This is a genomic window from Streptococcus sp. HMSC076C08, assembly GCF_001810825.1.
GTDB lineage: Bacteria > Bacillota > Bacilli > Lactobacillales > Streptococcaceae > Streptococcus.
On sequence record NZ_KV802723.1, the window covers coordinates 1 to 17,832 of the forward strand.

The 17,832-nt window shown below is 40.9% G+C and carries 13 protein-coding genes; 11 read left to right on the forward strand and 2 right to left on the reverse strand.

The window, feature by feature from the left end; translation table 11 throughout:
• The first annotated feature begins 203 nt into the window (after positions 1 to 203).
• From HMPREF2766_RS03150 to HMPREF2766_RS03205, 11 genes are all read left to right on the forward strand, one after another.
• Entirely contained in the window at positions 204 to 4,595 is a 4,392-nt protein-coding gene (locus HMPREF2766_RS03150; RefSeq protein ID WP_070567697.1) for a PolC-type DNA polymerase III, read from the forward strand.
• Positions 4,596 to 4,682: 87 nt separating this feature from the next.
• Positions 4,683 to 5,207, forward strand: coding sequence for a DnaA ATPase domain-containing protein (locus HMPREF2766_RS03155; RefSeq protein WP_061426575.1), 525 nt, complete (start codon positions 4,683 to 4,685; stop codon positions 5,205 to 5,207).
• Positions 5,208 to 5,316: 109 nt separating this feature from the next.
• On the forward strand, positions 5,317 to 6,267 hold the full coding sequence (locus HMPREF2766_RS03160; RefSeq protein ID WP_061426577.1) for a helix-turn-helix transcriptional regulator: 951 nt from the start codon (positions 5,317 to 5,319) through the stop codon (positions 6,265 to 6,267).
• A gap of 7 nt (positions 6,268 to 6,274) precedes the next feature.
• Positions 6,275 to 7,588, forward strand: a complete 1,314-nt coding sequence (locus HMPREF2766_RS03165) for a DUF262 domain-containing protein (protein ID WP_070567699.1) — start codon at positions 6,275 to 6,277, stop codon at positions 7,586 to 7,588.
• The gene (locus HMPREF2766_RS03170; RefSeq protein WP_070567701.1) at positions 7,582 to 9,462 is read left to right on the forward strand and encodes a GmrSD restriction endonuclease domain-containing protein; all 1,881 of its coding nucleotides are present in this window, start codon (positions 7,582 to 7,584) and stop codon (positions 9,460 to 9,462) included. The genes HMPREF2766_RS03165 and HMPREF2766_RS03170 overlap by 7 nt, the downstream gene beginning before the upstream one ends.
• 73 nt (positions 9,463 to 9,535) lie before the next feature.
• Positions 9,536 to 9,688, forward strand: coding sequence for a hypothetical protein (locus tag HMPREF2766_RS03175; protein ID WP_049479444.1), 153 nt, complete (start codon positions 9,536 to 9,538; stop codon positions 9,686 to 9,688).
• 21 nt (positions 9,689 to 9,709) lie between these two features.
• Positions 9,710 to 10,951, forward strand: coding sequence for an aminopeptidase (locus HMPREF2766_RS03180; protein ID WP_070567703.1), 1,242 nt, complete (start codon positions 9,710 to 9,712; stop codon positions 10,949 to 10,951).
• Between the two features lie 9 nt (positions 10,952 to 10,960).
• Complete coding sequence (locus HMPREF2766_RS03185; RefSeq protein WP_000901578.1) at positions 10,961 to 11,191, forward strand: GlsB/YeaQ/YmgE family stress response membrane protein; 231 nt, start codon at positions 10,961 to 10,963, stop codon at positions 11,189 to 11,191.
• Positions 11,192 to 11,414: 223 nt separating this feature from the next.
• Positions 11,415 to 12,137, forward strand: a complete 723-nt coding sequence (locus HMPREF2766_RS03190; protein WP_070567705.1) for a pseudouridine synthase — start codon at positions 11,415 to 11,417, stop codon at positions 12,135 to 12,137.
• Positions 12,138 to 12,247: 110 nt separating this feature from the next.
• A complete protein-coding gene (gene pepC / locus HMPREF2766_RS03200; RefSeq protein ID WP_070567706.1) occupies positions 12,248 to 13,582 on the forward strand; it encodes an aminopeptidase C in 1,335 nt (444 codons plus the stop codon).
• Positions 13,583 to 13,745: 163 nt separating this feature from the next.
• Positions 13,746 to 15,974, forward strand: coding sequence for an HAD-IC family P-type ATPase (locus tag HMPREF2766_RS03205; RefSeq protein ID WP_070567708.1), 2,229 nt, complete (start codon positions 13,746 to 13,748; stop codon positions 15,972 to 15,974).
• 59 nt (positions 15,975 to 16,033) lie between these two features.
• Here the strand turns inward: HMPREF2766_RS03205 and HMPREF2766_RS03210 are convergent, their stop codons facing one another.
• Together HMPREF2766_RS03210 and HMPREF2766_RS03215 are read right to left on the reverse strand one after the other, a co-directional pair.
• Complete coding sequence (locus HMPREF2766_RS03210; protein WP_000818322.1) at positions 16,034 to 16,945, reverse strand: PTS system mannose/fructose/sorbose family transporter subunit IID; 912 nt, start codon at positions 16,943 to 16,945, stop codon at positions 16,034 to 16,036.
• Between the two features lie 14 nt (positions 16,946 to 16,959).
• Positions 16,960 to 17,772, reverse strand: coding sequence for a PTS mannose/fructose/sorbose transporter subunit IIC (locus HMPREF2766_RS03215; protein ID WP_001280321.1), 813 nt, complete (start codon positions 17,770 to 17,772; stop codon positions 16,960 to 16,962).
• Positions 17,773 to 17,832 lie beyond the last annotated feature (60 nt).

Here is a 17,832-nt window from a genome sequence, read left to right on the forward strand (position 1 = left end):
GTCGCAGGTTCGAATCCTGTCTTCCCGATTGATTACGAGGATACTTAAAGGTATCTTTTTCTATTTATTAAGGAGATTCTGAGAGTCTTCTTTTTTGTTTACGGAACAAATTTGTGTAAACTAGTAGTGCTTAAGGAATGGTACCAGTCATATATTTTCTTTAATTATGGTAAAATAGTAAGAGAATAATGTGAGGAAAATGAATGTCAAGTAAGTTTGAAATTTTAATGAATCAACTAGGAGTCTCTGATCAATTGAGACGGGATCCTGCTCTTGTTGATGCCAGAATTGAGCGTGTTGTGGTTCATAAAATTAGTAAGATTTGGGAATTTCATTTTGTATTTTCTAATATTTTACCGATTGAAATCTTTTTAGAGTTAAAAAAAGGGCTTGGTGAAGAATTTTCTAAGACAGGGAATCGAGCTGTTTTCGAAATCAAGGCTCTTTCTCAAGAATTCTCTAATGAACTCTTGCAGGCCTACTATAGAGAGGCTTTTTCTGAAGGTCCATGTGCAAGTCAGGGGTTTAAATCTCTTTACCAGAATTTAAACGTTCGTGCGGAGGGAAATCAACTCATTATTGAAGGTTCAGAGGCGATTGATAAGGAGCACTTTAAGAAGAATCATCTTCCTAATCTAGCAAAGCAACTCGAAAAGTTTGGTTTTCCAGCTTTTATATACCAAATAGAAAAGAATGATGCTCTTACACAAGAGCAGGAGGAAGCCTTCCATACGGAGAATGAACAGATTGTTCAAGCTGCCAACGAAGAAGCTTTACGAGCTATGGAGCAACTGGAACAAATGGCTCCTCCTCCAGTAGAAGAGAAGCCAGCCTTTGATTTTCAGGCTAAAAAGGCTGCGGCCAAGCCTAAACTAGATAAGGCTGAAGTTACCCAGATGATCGACGTGACGACTGAGGAAAATCGTCTGGTCTTTGAAGGGGTCGTTTTTGATGTGGAGCATAAGGTGACCAGAACTGGTCGCGTTTTGATCAACTTTAAAATGACAGACTACACTTCAAGTTTTTCAATGCAAAAATGGGTTAAGAATGAGGAAGAGGCTCAGAAGTTTGACATCATTAAGAAGAATTCTTGGCTCCGAGTTCGTGGGAATGTGGAGATGAATAACTTCACACGTGATTTGACCATGAACGTGCAGGATGTACAGGAAGTTGTTCACTATGAGCGGAAGGATTTGATGCCAGAAGGTGAGCGTCGGGTTGAGTTTCATGCTCATACAAATATGTCGACTATGGATGCTCTGCCAGAAGTAGAAGAGATCGTTGCAACAGCTGCAAAGTGGGGACACAAGGCGGTTGCCATCACGGACCATGGGAATGTCCAGTCCTTCCCACATGGCTACAAGGCAGCTAAGAAAGCTGGAATTCAGCTGATCTATGGAATGGAAGCCAATATTGTGGAAGACCGTGTCCCTATCGTCTATAACGAAGTGGAGATGGACTTGTCAGAAGCGACCTATGTGGTTTTTGACGTGGAAACGACGGGGCTTTCAGCCATCTATAATGATTTGATTCAGGTTGCGGCCTCTAAGATGTACAAGGGGAATGTTATTGCCGAATTTGATGAATTTATCAATCCTGGGCATCCCTTGTCAGCCTTTACTACTGAGTTAACAGGTATTACAGATGATCATGTTAAAAATGCTAAACCACTGGAACAAGTTTTGCAAGAATTCCAAGAATTTTGCAAGGATACAGTCTTAGTTGCTCACAATGCTACCTTTGACGTTGGCTTTATGAATGCCAACTATGAGCGTCATGGTCTGCCTAAGATTAGCCAGCCAGTTATCGATACGCTGGAGTTTGCTAGAAACCTCTATCCTGAGTATAAACGTCATGGTTTGGGACCTTTGACCAAGCGTTTTGGTGTGGCACTTGAACACCACCACATGGCCAACTACGATGCGGAAGCTACTGGTCGTCTGCTCTTCATCTTTATCAAAGAGGTGGCAGAGAAACATGGTGTGACTGACCTAGCTAGACTCAACATTGATTTGATTAGTCCAGACTCTTATAAAAAAGCTCGGATTAAACATGCGACTATTTATGTCAAGAATCAAGTTGGTTTAAAAAATATTTTTAAGCTGGTTTCTTTGTCTAACACCAAGTATTTTGAAGGGGTGTCACGGATTCCGAGAACGGTTCTAGACGCCCATCGGGAGGGCTTGATTTTGGGGTCGGCTTGCTCGGAAGGCGAAGTTTTTGACGCAGTTGTTTCCCAAGGTGTGGATGCGGCGGTTGAGGTGGCCAAGTATTATGACTTTATCGAGGTCATGCCACCAGCTATCTATGCTCCCTTGATTGCCAAGGAGCAGGTTAAGGATATGGAGGAACTCCAGACTATTATCAAGAATTTGATAGAAGTGGGAGACCGCCTTGGCAAGCCTGTTTTGGCTACGGGAAATGTCCACTATATCGAACCGGAAGAAGAGATTTACCGTGAAATTATTGTCCGTAGTTTGGGCCAGGGGGCTATGATTAACCGAACCATCGGTCATGGTGAACATGCCCAACCAGCACCGCTACCGAAGGCTCATTTTAGAACGACCAATGAAATGTTGGATGAATTTGCTTTCTTGGGAGAAGATTTAGCACGCAAGTTGGTTATTGAAAACACCAATGCCTTGGCAGATATCTTTGAACCTGTTGAGGTTGTTAAGGGTGACTTGTACACGCCTTTCATCGACAAGGCGGAAGAAACTGTCGCCGAGCTGACCTATAAGAAAGCTTTTGAGATTTATGGCAATCCGCTGCCAGATATCGTTGATTTGCGGATTGAAAAAGAATTAACTTCCATTCTGGGGAATGGATTTGCCGTGATTTATCTGGCATCGCAGATGCTGGTGCAACGTTCCAATGAACGGGGATACTTGGTTGGTTCTCGTGGGTCTGTTGGATCCAGTTTTGTTGCGACTATGATTGGGATTACGGAGGTTAACCCTCTCTCTCCTCACTATGTCTGTGGTCAGTGTCAGTATAGTGAGTTTATCACGGATGGTTCTTACGGTTCAGGGTTTGATATGCCCAATAAGGATTGTCCAAAGTGTGGTCACAAACTCAGCAAAAATGGACAGGATATTCCTTTCGAGACCTTCCTTGGTTTTGATGGGGACAAGGTTCCCGATATTGACTTGAACTTCTCGGGAGAAGACCAGCCTAGCGCCCATTTGGATGTGCGTGATATTTTTGGTGAGGAATATGCCTTCCGGGCAGGAACGGTTGGTACGGTAGCTGCTAAGACTGCCTATGGATTTGTAAAGGGCTATGAGAGAGACTATGGGAAGTTTTATCGTGATGCAGAGGTGGAACGTCTTGCCCAAGGTGCTGCCGGTGTCAAGCGGACTACAGGACAACACCCAGGGGGAATCGTTGTTATTCCGAACTACATGGATGTTTACGACTTTACGCCTGTTCAGTATCCAGCAGATGACGTGACGGCTGAATGGCAGACGACTCACTTTAACTTCCACGATATCGATGAGAACGTCCTCAAACTCGATGTGCTGGGACATGATGATCCGACCATGATTCGGAAACTGCAGGACTTGTCTGGGATTGACCCTAATGAAATCCCTATGGATGATGAAGGTGTCATGGCCCTCTTTTCAGGAACTGAAGTACTTGGGGTAACACCTGAGCAAATCGGAACGCCTACGGGCATGCTGGGGATTCCAGAGTTTGGAACCAACTTTGTACGTGGGATGGTAGACGAGACGCATCCAACGACCTTTGCGGAGTTACTTCAGCTCTCAGGTTTGTCCCACGGTACCGATGTCTGGTTGGGAAATGCTCAGGATCTAATCAAGCAAGGGATTGCAGACCTATCAACTGTTATCGGTTGTCGGGATGATATCATGGTTTACCTCATGCATGCGGGTCTCGAGCCTAAGATGGCCTTTACCATCATGGAACGGGTACGTAAGGGCTTGTGGTTGAAGATTTCCGAAGAGGAGAGAAATGGCTATATCGAAGCTATGAAGGCCAATAAGGTGCCAGAATGGTATATCGAATCCTGTGGAAAAATCAAGTATATGTTCCCCAAAGCCCACGCGGCAGCCTACGTTATGATGGCCTTGCGTGTAGCCTACTTCAAGGTTCACCATCCCATTTATTATTACTGTGCTTACTTCTCAATCCGTGCCAAGGCCTTTGATATCAAGACCATGGGTGCGGGCTTGGATGCCATCAAACGTAGAATGGAAGAAATCGCTGAAAAACGGAAGAATAATGAAGCCTCTAATGTGGAGATTGACCTCTATACCACTCTTGAGATTGTCAATGAAATGTGGGAACGTGGTTTTAAGTTTGGCAAGTTAGACCTCTATCGTAGTGATGCGACTGAATTCATCATTGACGGAGACACTCTTATCCCACCATTTGTCGCAATGGATGGTCTGGGAGAGAACGTTGCTAAGCAGTTGGTGCGTGCTCGAAAAGAAGGGGAATTCCTCTCTAAAACTGAGTTGCGCAAGCGTGGCGGACTGTCATCAACCTTGGTTGAAAAGATGGATGAAATGGGGATTCTCGGCAATATGCCAGAGGATAACCAGTTGAGTTTGTTTGATGAGTTGTTTTAAAAAATTGCTTATTTTGATCAAGTGGACAAAATATGTCCACTTGATTTGTTATAATTCTCTTAAAAATAAAAGAAAAGAGAGTATAATATGGTGAATCAAGAAATTTTAAATTCTAATGTGTCAATTGAAGAGGAAATTTATAATTTTGAAAAAGGCTTGAAAGATGATGGGAGTTATTGGACCGGATTCCCACAAATAGACTTAAAAGAAGATTCTCAATGTATTTACATTTGCGGTATTTCAGAGACTGACAGATGGCATTTGTTTTATTATACGTTAACTAAAATAAAACCTGTTACTCCAATAGCATCACTTGCATATTATCGAGTGAGAGATAATTTGATTTTTTCTAAACATAGTCAATGGATGAAACTGCAAATGGGGTATACAGAGTATGATTTGATTTTTCTGGATGGAGTTCAATTTTTGGGAGAGGCTGATCAAAGGGTACAGGAATACTGGATGCAGCAATTCAAAGAGAATAAGAAAAGAAGCAAACTCTTCATTGTATATTCAGACTGCTTACCCGAAGACTTAAAAAATATGGCTGAATCCGTAGTTGAGTTCTTCGAATCTGGCATAGTGGTACAGTTGAAATCATCTAAGGGCTAGTTTATTTTGCTTTAATCGTTTTGGATATAAAGTGCTAGTTAGACTATAGAAGTGATAATAATGTACTGGAAATAATATTGTTTGAATAATATGTAGAAGGAAATTGCAAATGAATGATCAAGAGAGACTGCTAACGATTTTTTTACGTTTACAGTTTGGGACTCAGTTAGGAAAAAAGCAATTGGCTCAGGAATTTGAAGTTAGTGAAAAGACGATACAGAGAGATTTTTCGCTACTCCGTGATATTTTATCTAGTAACACCAGTTATAGTGGAGATTTGTTTTATAACCGTAAAACGAATAAGTATTGTTTAGCGAGTAAGTCAGTTTTTAATAAAAAGGATATACTCGTTATTTCAAAGATTTTATTGGAAAATCGAGCCCTGAATAGACAAGAAATTGCTACCTTACTAAATAATTTACTGGTCTTAGTTCCCCGTGATGATCAGAAAGAAATTGAGCAGATTATTGGCAGTGAAAAGCTTAACTATGCTCCCTTAACGGATCAACAAGATAGAATAGAGAAAATTTGGAATTTATCGGAGTCTATTCTACATGAACAGGTCTTAGACATTATCTATCAAAAACCTTATTCTGAATCTTCTAAGAAGCAGACGGTTTTGCCTGTATCTCTTTACTATGATAGTCATTATTTTTATCTGGTTGTTTATCAGTTAAAACACGCTACTTATATTACTTTAAGAGTAGACCGTATCCAATCATGGTCTCTTAGTGGTATAGAGAAACCCTCTATTTCTTATCGAGATAAATTTAGAGATGGTGATATTCGTAATGAGAGAGTTGATGCTTTTATCGGGAAGAAAATCAGTATTGAGATTGGGTATTTGTATGATCCTACTATTGTGATGGATCAATTTCCAAATGCAAAAATAGTTGGTAAAAATGGTGCCTGGACTCATTTTAAGTTTAAAAGTCAGTATACACCGGGTCTTAAACGCTGGTTACTGGGACAAGGGGAAGCAGTTACTGTTTTGTCTCCTCGGATTTTAGTAGAGGATATGAAGCGAACAGTTCAAGAAATGATAGATAAATATAAATGAGGATAAAATGAGTATTCAATTTACTTCTAAAAAGGTTGGAGAACTATTGAAAAAAGGGAATTTGCGGATTCCTTCTTATCAAAGACCATATAAATGGAACAGAAAACATATCCGTAATCTTTTTTATGATTTACGAGATGCTATGGGGAAAAAGGAATATCAGATTGGTTCCGTTATCCTGCATAAGAATGATGGACACTTAGATATTGTCGATGGACAGCAACGGCTAATTTCAATTTCTTTGTTTCTTCATTCGTTAGATGACTTAGAGAATTATAAGGGTGCTAATCAACTGTTGAGTGCTGAAGAATTTGGAGAGCTATCTTGCTATCATGCGAGTGAAAATTATAATGAGTGGAAAAATTTAACTCAATTAGTTGGCGAAAATGAGGCAAAAGACATTTGCAACTTTTTATTAGAGAATTGTGCTGTCTCTGTGATTACTATGCCCCAAGAACGATTATCAGAGGCCTTTCAGCTATTTGATTCTCAGAATAATCGTGGAAAATCTTTAGAACCTCATGATTTGCTCAAGGCCTATCATCTTCGCAAGCAAGATTCCGAAGATGAAAGAATTGTTGAAAAGTGGGAGCAATTTGTAGAGGATAAAGAGTTAAGTCTCAAAGAGTTGTTTGATAAACATCTTTTTCGTATGAGACGTTGGTCGCGAGGAGAGACAGGATTAACAAACAAGCGTTATGGCTCTTATCTCCGTTTTACAGAGGATTTTATTGACGACTTTAAAGGCGTTGATTTGAATCAGAACTTTCCATACCTAGAATTGTATCGTCATATTGAAAAACTCCCCATGTCCATTACTATGCCAATCATTGATGGAAGTAAATTTTTTGAGTATATTGAATCGGTCCATTTTACCATTAAAGAGCATAAAAAAGTTTTAAATAAAAAGTTACGAGTCTCCAATGAGTCAGAGGGAGAAGAAAAAAATCTAGCTTACCCAGAAGGTATGTTGAATATTTACAATAGCTCAAAAGGACGCTACCTCAAGTGTCACAATATATTCCTAAATATTTGCTCGCTTTTCGCAGATAGATTTGGAAAAGAGGAGCTATCAAAGGAGATAGTAGAGACCTTGTTTATTTGGTCTTACTACCCTCGAGTTAAATCTAAAGCCATATATGATGCGACGGTTGGGAACTATGCTGCTGGTGGAAGGTTTAGACAAAAAGAGGTTCAAAAGCTATTTCAACTTTTATCTCATGCCGTCACTCCGAATGATTTCATGATAAAGATAGATAGAGAGTTATTTGAAAATTATACTGTGGACAAGATTATAGAAGAGGAAAAAGATAAATGGTAGAAACGCATATAAGCTTATCTGTTAATCGTCTGTTAAATGAAGATACCTATGCTATTCCTCTTTATCAGAGAAATTTTGCCTGGACTTATGATGAAATTGAGCAGTTATTGAACGACGTAGCAGATGCTTTTCAAGAAAATAGAGACAATTACTATATTGGAACATTAGTCGTTAATAAAGAGAATGACATTTTCAAAATCATAGATGGGCAACAACGGACAACAGCCCTTAATTTGATTGCCTTAGCTTTGAAGCATGAGTTTGGTTTTGATCTATTGAAAGCTGTCAATCTTACCTTTCCAGCTAGGAAGAAATCAAATGAGAATATTCAAAAACTATTTACTAAGGAAAAAATCTCTGAGGACGATGAAAATGAATTAACTAGAGGTTACGGACATGCTAAAGACGCATTGAAAAAAGTGCTAGAGGAGCGTCACCTTAATCCTCAGTCTTTCGTTGATTATCTTTTTGATAAAGTTATTATTTTTAGGAGTATACTTTCTGAAGATTTAGACTTAAATCTTTATTTCGAACGTTTCAACTCTCGTGGAGAACAACTAGAGGCTCATGAGATTCTCAAGGCGCAAATGATGGCTAAATTCGGTACAGATCAAGAAATGGCTCAAAAGTTTGCAAGAATTTGGGATGCCTGTGCAGAGTTTGATAAGCCGGTATCAAGTCAATTTAAGATGCGACGGAAGAGAGCAGATAATTTTCAAGAACGTGAACGTATTTTTGGATGGCACTTTTCAAATTACTCATTCCATAATATTTATGATGATATAGATTTTTATCAAAACGAAAGAAGAAAGTTATCAGATATATTAGGAAAAAAGATAAATGAAAAAAATATAGAAGTAGAAAAAGATTTTGGTGATTATACCCAAGTTATCGATTTTCCAACCTTCCTACTCCATGTATTGGCAATTTGGGAAGGTAAGGATACCAGTGAGATTCAGTTAGACGATAAGAAACTTTTAACTTTATTTGATATAAAAAATAAAAATAAGACTTGGATTATTGAATTCAGTGAATTTCTTCTTAAAATAAAACATATTTTTGATAATTACATCGTTAGAAATTCAAATATGGATTCTTCAAGCAGAAATAAGGATGAGTGGTTTTTGCAGAAGGGTACTTATTATGAATACCAACCAAATGGAAAAGCAAAAGAGCATTACATAGTTGAGGAACGCTTTACTAAAAATACATTTTCAGATTTGGAAATTAACAAAAACATCATTCTTTTGCAATCGATGTTTGCTGTGACTTTCACTGCCAATCGTGATAGTCGTTGGTTATATGAAATTTTACAATTTCTCTACAGACATATTGAAGAACTAAATGATCAAAAATTTGGTGATTATTTTAAAAAATTTCTTGAAAAAATGGCAGTGACGTACGCAGAAGAAAGATTGTTTACTGAGGATAGAAGAATTAAGAAATATGGGGCAATTCCCGTTTATGCTTTTAACTTTGTAGATTATGTTTTATGGAAAAATCGTGCCGAATTAGAGAAAGAGTACAAGGATATTAATTTTGATAATTTCAAATTTGCTTATCGTCGCTCCATAGAACATTGGTATCCTCAGAATCCAAATGGACATGATGGAGAGAGCAAATTATCTGCTGAGTTTTTACATTCCTTTGGGAATCTTTGTATCATTACCGATAGTCAGAACTCTAGGTTTGGCAATTCCTATCCGGAAGCTAAATTAAAACAATGGGAAGAAGAAGGTATCTTTCCTCGTCAGAGTTTAAAATTACAGATGATGGCTGCCATAACGAAAAAGAATGATAAATGGGGTATTTGTGAGATTAAATCTATGGAAAAAGAAGTGGAAAGATATGTACACGACTTTTGTGATAGTTAATTAAAAGCAAGCTTAATTAGGCTTGTTTTTAAATTTACATCATATGTGATATACTAGTAACGGAGGACATTTCATGAAACTAAGAATTTTTGCGGAAGATAAGCCAGCTGAAAAGTTCTTTGACTATCAGTTAGAGCTGGCAGACGAAACAATTATCCTATCAACAGCACTATTATCGGGTGCCATTGCTTTAGCAGGATTATTTTCTGCTTTGAAGGAAAAATAACAAAAGAAAAGGAAGAATAGAATGGTTTTACCAAATTTTAAAGAAAATCTAGAAAAATATGCAAAATTATTGGTTGCGAATGGAATTAATGTGCAACCTGGTCACACCTTGGCTCTTTCTATCGATGTGGAGCAACGTGAGTTGGCTCACTTAATCGTCAAAGAAGCCTATGCACTTGGAGCTCACGAAGTTATTGTTCAATGGGCAGATGACTTTGTAAACCGTGAGAAACTCCTCCACGCGCCAATGGAGCGTTTGGACAATGTGCCAGAATACAAGATTGCTGAGATGAATTACCTTCTTGAAAACAAAGCGAGTCGTCTCGGTGTCCGTTCTTCTGACCCAGGTGCCTTGAACGGAGTGGACGCTGAAAAGCTTTCAGCTTCTGCTAAAGCTATGGGCCTTGCCATGAAGCCAATGCGTATCGCAACACAATCCAACAAGGTTAGCTGGACAGTGGCTGCCGCTGCTGGACTTGAATGGGCTAAGAAGGTCTTTCCAAATGCAGCAAGTGACGAAGAAGCAGTGGACCTCCTTTGGGACCAAATTTTCAAAACTTGCCGTGTCTACGAAGAAGATCCCGTTAAGGCTTGGGAAGAGCATGCTGCTATCCTCAAGAGCAAGGCAGAAATGCTCAATAAAGAACAATTCTCAGCCCTTCACTACACAGCGCCAGGGACAGATTTGACTCTTGGTTTGCCGAAGAACCACGTTTGGGAATCAGCTGGTGCTATCAATGCGCAGGGAGAAGGGTTCTTGCCAAATATGCCGACAGAAGAAGTCTTTACGGCCCCTGACTTCCGTCGTGCAGATGGCTATGTCACTTCTACAAAACCACTGAGCTATAATGGAAATATCATTGAAGGGATTAAAGTAACTTTCAAGGGTGGTCAGATTGTTGATATTACAGCTGAAAAAGGAGATCAAGTTATGAAAGATCTTGTCTTTGAAAATGCTGGTGCGCGTGCCTTGGGTGAATGCGCCTTGGTACCAGATCCAAGCCCAATTTCTCAGTCAGGGATTACCTTCTTTAACACCCTTTTTGATGAAAATGCTTCAAACCACTTGGCTATCGGTGCTGCCTATGCGACCAGCGTTGTTGGTGGAGCAGAGATGAGCGAAGAAGAGCTTGAAGCTGCAGGACTTAACCGTTCAGATGTTCACGTTGACTTTATGATTGGCTCTAACCAAATGGATATCGATGGTATCCGTGAGGATGGAACACGTGTACCACTCTTCCGCAATGGAGACTGGGCAATTTAAGGAGAAGCTATGCTTGGAAGTATGTTTGTTGGTCTCCTAGTGGGACTCTTGGCAGGTGCTTTGACCAATCGTGGAGAAAGTATGGGATGCTTTGGGAAAATGTTTCTCGGCTGGATTGGTGCTTCTTTGGGGCACCTGCTCTTTGGGACTTGGGGTCCAAACCTAGCGGGGATAGCTATTGTTCCAGCTGTTTTAGGTGCTATGGTTGTCTTAGCTATTTTCTGGAGACGAGGAAGTTAATTTCTTAAATCTGATACTCAATGAAAATCAAAGAGCAAACTAGGAAGCTAGCCGCAGGTTGCTCAAAGCACTGCTTTGAGGTTGTAGATAGAACTGACGAAGTCAGTAACATCTATACGGCAAGACGACGTTGACGCGGTTTGAAGAGATTTTTGAAGAGTATGAAACGAAAAGGAGGTTGGTCATTGAGCCAGCCTCTTTTTGAGTATGATATAATAGTTCTATGAGATTAGATAAATTTTTAGTTACCTGCGCAGTAGGGAGTCGAACGGAGGTCAAAAACTTGCTCAAGGCTGGGCGCGTGACGGTAAATGGTAAAAAAGAAAAGTCAGCTAAACTGCAGATTAATGAAGAAAGAGATGAGATTCGCTTTGATGGCCAAGTGCTAGAGTATGAAGAGTTTGTCTACTACATGATGAACAAGCCCCAAGGAGTCATTTCAGCGACTGAGGATTCTAAACACAGAACAGTGTTGGACTTGTTGGATGATATTGCTCAGACCAAGGAAGTTTTTCCAGTAGGGCGCTTGGATATTGACACGCATGGCCTCCTGCTTTTGACCAATGACGGCCAGCTTGCCCATGCTCTTCTTTCACCAAAACGTCATGTGGATAAGACCTATCTGGCACACGTCGAGGGAATTATGACCCAAGAAGATGTGGAGACATTTGTCAAGGGCATTCCGCTCAAGGATTTTACCTGCCAGCCAGCTAAGCTGGAGATTGTGTCGGTAGATTCAGTAAAGAATCAAAGTCTGGTTCGTGTGACCATTGCTGAAGGGAAGTTCCATCAAGTCAAGCGTATGGTGGCCTACTGTGGCAAGGAAGTGTTGGACTTACAACGTTTGACGATGGGAACTCTAGTCTTGGATGAGAACTTAGAACAAGGAGAATGGCGTCGCTTGACCAAGGAGGAGTTAGAAGTTCTCTTTGCAAGTATTGCTTAATTTGCTTTATATTAGAAAAAGGTGAGGAGAATGTCCTTACCTTTTTCATTTTTCAGTTGCTTCCTTTGTGAAAAGAGTTATAATAGACAGTAGAATAAAAGGAGGAATCTATGAACGCGATTCAAGAATCATTTACTGATAAACTATTTGCTAACTATGAAGCAAATGTCAAATACCAAGCGATCGAAAATGCTGCCAGCCACAATGGGATTTTTGCAGCCCTAGAACGTCGCCAAAGCCATGTAGACAATACACCTGTTTTCTCATTGGATTTGACCAAGGACAAGGTTACTAACCAGAAAGCGTCTGGTCGTTGCTGGGTGTTTGCAGCTCTCAACACCTTCCGCCACAAACTCATCTCTCAATACAAGCTCGAAAACTTTGAATTGTCACAAGCCCACACATTCTTCTGGGACAAGTACGAGAAATCCAACTGGTTCTTGGAGCAAGTCATTGCGACTGCAGACCAAGACTTGACGAGCCGCAAGGTTAGCTTCCTACTCCAAACTCCACAACAAGATGGTGGTCAATGGGATATGGTCGTTGCCCTCTTTGAGAAATACGGTGTCGTGCCCAAGTCTGTTTACCCTGAGTCTATCTCATCTAGCAACAGCCGTGAGCTCAATGCAATTCTTAACAAATTGCTTCGTCAAGATGCCCAAATCTTGCGTGATTTGCTTGCTTCTGGTGCAGACCAAGCGACTGTTCAAGCTAAGAAAGAAGACCTCTTGCAAGAAATCTTTAACTTCCTTGCTATGTCACTAGGTCTTCCACCACGTAAATTTGACTTTGCTTATCGCGATAAGGATGATAACTACCAAAGTGAAAAAGGAATCACACCACAAGAGTTTTACAAGAAATATGTCGACCTTCCTCTAGAAGATTATGTTTCGGTTATCAACGCTCCAACCGCTGACAAGCCATACGGTAAATCTTACACAGTTGAGATGTTGGGAAATGTCGTTGGCAGCCGTGCAGTTCGCTACATCAACGTTCCAATGGAACGCTTGAAAGAATTGGCGATTGCCCAAATGCAAACAGGAGAAACTGTTTGGTTTGGTTCAGATGTCGGCCAACTTAGCAACCGCAAAGCCGGAATCCTTGCGACAGATGTTTATGACTTTGAATCAAGCATGGATATTCAACTCACTCAAGACAAAGCTGGACGTTTGGACTACAGCGAAAGTTTGATGACCCACGCCATGGTCTTGACAGGTGTGGATTTGGATGAAAATGGCAAGTCAACCAAGTGGAAGGTTGAAAACTCATGGGGAGAAAAGGTCGGTACAGATGGTTACTTCGTTGCCTCAGATGCTTGGATGGATGAATACACTTACCAAATCGTTGTCCGTAAGGAATTGCTGACAGCAGAAGAACAAGCTGCCTATGAAGCAGAACCAATCGTACTTGCACCATGGGATCCAATGGGAGCCTTGGCAGAATAAAGTCTAAAGAAAAGAGGTTAGGGGAATCCTAGCCTTTTCTTAGTGCTTCTTAAAGTGGTGATAGATAATGCTTGCCAAGGGAGTTCTTCTTAGTTTGAGTCTTTAAGTGACAGAGGGAAAGATATGTGTTATTATAGCAGTACAAAAGGATATCGGAGTAGAAATGAAGTATTTAAGCAGCCAAGACATCAAGGATCGTCAACGAAATATCAGTGACATTAAACCTTATAAAACAACCAAGGAAATCATTTTTTCAAATATCTTTACCTTTTTTAATGCTATGAACTTGGCTCTGGCAGTTCTGGTAGCCACAACCTTGCGATTTGAAAATATGCTCTTTTTAGGTGTGATTGCTATCAATACAGCCATTGGGATTTTCCAAGAAGTGCGTTCAAAAAATGCCTTAGAAAAGCTAAGTTTGCTTGGTAAAAGTAAGTACAAAGTCAATCGAGATGGTCAAACAATCGAGATTGATCCAGAGGACATCGTTCTGGGTGAGTATCTGCATCTCAATCTGGGTGATCAGGTGCCTGTCGATGCAGAAGTTCTTGAAGGGAATATTGAAGTTGATGAGTCCTTGCTGACTGGTGAGAGTGATTCAGTCTTTAAAACGGTTGGTGACCAGCTGATGAGCGGAAGCAATGTCGTTAGCGGTACTTGTCTGGTCACGGCGACGGCTGTGGGGCAGGATAGTTATATCAACAAACTCGCAAAATCCAGCAAGGAATTCAAAAAATACCCTTCTCAACTACGCGATTACATGGATAAGATTTTAAAAATCGTCTCGATCTTGCTGGTGCCAGTTGCCATTCTGCTCTATATCAGAGGTTTTAGTCTAGGACGGTCTTATGTTGAGATTGTTTTAGGAAGTTCAGGTGCCTTGGTCGGCATGATTCCAGAGGGTTTGATTCTCTTGGTTAGCGTCTCCCTAGCGGTAGCAGCCATGAAGTTGGTTAAAAAGAAGGTTCTAGTGCAGGAACTATACTGTGTAGAGACCTTGGCGCGTGTAGATGTTCTTTGTTTTGATAAAACGGGGACGATCACGACTGGTAATATGAAGGTCCAAGAAATAGATGATAAGCTAGCAGAGAAACTATCTTCTTATCTAGCTTATTTCGAGGATGAAAATGCAACTTCCCGAGCTCTGAAGACGTACTTAATGTGTGAGAAAAAATGGGAAGTTCAAGAAGTTGGTGCCTTTTCAAGTAAAAACAAGTATTCCTTTGTCCAAGTAAAAGAGGGTGGGACCTATTTCTTCGGTGCTTATGAATTTCTAGGCTTTACCCAGCCGATGGATCCTTACTATGAACATCTAAAACAGCAAGGTTTTCGAATCTTGACACTCGCTCATAGCAAGGACCAGATTACTACCCCAGCCAATATGGAATTACTAGGTAACGTCGTTCTGTCAGATGAGATTAAGGATAATACCAAGGAAACCTTTGACTATTTCGAGTCTCAGGGAGTGGAAGTAAAGATTATCAGTGGAGATAATCATGTGGCTGTATATGGGGTTGCTCGTAAGGCAGGTTTTAAAGAAGAAGCCCGTGCGATTGATATGACCAAGGTGAGTGATGAGAACTTTGAAAGAGTGGTTTTGGAGCATGATATCTTTGGTCGCGTGACACCAGAGCAGAAAGAAAAGATGGTGACCGTTTTGCAGAATGCTGGGAAAACAGTCGCCATGAGTGGTGATGGTGTCAATGATGTTCTGGCTCTCAAAAAAGCAGATATTAGTTTTGCTATGAATGGAGCCACCAGTGCAGCAAAAAGCGTCTCCAATATTGTTTTTCTCACAGATGACTTTGCAGTATTTTATGATATCTTGATGGAAGGACGCCGGGTCATTAACAACATCCAAAAGGTAGCCTCTCTTTTTCTAACAAAGACCTTCTTCTCCATCGTTTTTGCCATTTTGAGTGTGGTATTTGGTTTGGAATTTGCCTTTATCCCCATTCAGTTTACAATCATTTCAGCCATTACGATTGGGATTCCATCCTTCTTCCTGACTTTTGAGTCCAATAAAGAAAAGGTTAGCACTCACTTTATGAGAGATATCCTAACCAACGCGGCGATTGGTGGTGGCGTTCTGGTTGCTAGTGTTCTTTTGACCAATTTCTTTATCACTGTCCCAGGTCAGGTCAAATTTATTTGCTTCCTCCTTGCCCTGATCAATGGTCTGTGTCTAGTTGCCAAGGTCAGCTTGCCTTTTAATCGATACAAGATGCTTTTGCTCACGTTTTTGAGCCTTGCAGCCCTTGTTGGTGTACTTGCCAATACTTTTATCCTACAGGGAGCTTTTGTGCCTTTAGAAGCCAAACAGCTACTCTATGTTGCCATACTAGCAGTGGTGATTGGGTGCTTTCATTATCTTACTAGGAGAAAAAGTTGATACATAAAAAGAATCAGGTTTAATCCTGATTCTTTTTTGTTTATATATTCTCACCGAGATTACATGATACCGAAGAAACGAGCTGCGATACCAACTGCAAAGAGGGCAAGGATGATTGTGATTGGAGATACTTTTTTCTTAAGCAACCACATGCAAAGGAAAGTAAGGAGAAGTCCCATCAATCCTGGAATCAATGAGTCCAACTGACCTTGAAGCGTTTGTGGTTGAACTCTATCTAGGCTCATACCACTAAGCGCTTGACCAAGAATGCCCTTCAACTCAGCTCCTGTAACAGGACCTTCTGGGAAGTTGATGTAGGCACCTTCTGACAATTGTTTGCCTGGAAGGTTGATAGTGAAGTTGATGGATACCCAACGTTGTACAAGAACGGCAAGGATGAACATACCAAGGATAGAAGCACCTTTAGTGATGTCTTTCAAGATACCACCAGACATGTCTTTAGTGATCTCAGATCCAGCTTTGTAACCGAACTCTTGTGTGTACCATAGGAAGGCCATACGGATAGCATTCCATCCGAAGAAGAAGAGAAGTGGACCAACAAGGTTACCAGATGCAGCAAGTGATGCACCAAGAGCTCCAAGGATAGGACGAACTGTAAACCAGAATACTGGGTCACCGATACCAGCAAGAGGTCCCATCATACCGATTTTAACCCCTTGGATAGCCGCGTCGTCGATTTCAACACCGTTAGCGCGCTCTTCTTCAAGTGCAAGAGTAACCCCCATGATTGGAGCAGCGACGTATGGGTGAGTGTTGAAGAATTCAAGGTGGCGCTCAAGAGCAGCCGCTTGGTCTTCTTTTTTAGTGTACAATTTTTTGATAGCTGGGATCAATGAGTAAGCCCAACCCAAGTTTTGCATACGTTCGTAGTTCCAAGAACCTTGAAGGAATTGTGAACGCCACCAAACTTTTTGACGATCTGATTTTGATAATTGAATTTTTTCAGCCATGATTGTTCCCCTTTCTAGTAGTCTTCTAGGATATCACCGATTGGGTCGTTAGAAGTTGCAGCTCCGCCGCCACCGTTTCCACCTTGTTTTGTAAGGTTAAGGTAGATGAAGGCAAGGGCAACACCGATGACACCAAGGGCAATCAAAGTCAATTGAGAGATTGCTGCAAGAGCAAAACCGATAGCGAAGAATGGCCATACTTCACGAGTTGCCATCATGTTGATAACCATAGCGTAACCAACGGCAACGACCATAGCACCACCGACAGCCATACCACCGTTCAACCAGTCTGGCATCAATTTGAGAGCATCTTGAACGGCAGAAGCAGGGATAGCGATAAGGAAGGCAGCAGGGATTGCAATACGAAGACCTTGAAGAAGAAGTGCAACAAAGTGAGCACGTTCAACAGCCGCAATATTTCCTTCTTTAGCAGCAGCGTCAGCAGTGTGAACCAAGGCAACTGAGATTGTACGAACAATCATAGTCAAGAAAAGTCCAGCTACGGCAAGAGGAATAGCTGTTGCCGTAGCAACGGCGATACCTTCAGTAGTAAAGTTACCACCTTTGATCAAGATGATTGCTGCAGCAACAGATGCAAGAGCAGCGTCAGGAGCTACGGCAGCTCCGATGTTTGCCCAACCAAGGGCGATCATTTGAAGAGATCCACCAAGCATAACACCTGCTTCGAGGTTACCAGTTGCAAGTCCGATAAGGGTACATGCGACGATTGGTTGATGGAATTGGAATTGGTCGAGGATACCTTCAAGACCTGCAAGGAAGGCAACAACTACAACCAAGATAGCAGAAATGATTGAAATATCTGACATGGTTTTATTCCTTTTCTATTTAGTTTTAATAAAGTATTTAATCCTGTTTTCAAAAATGAT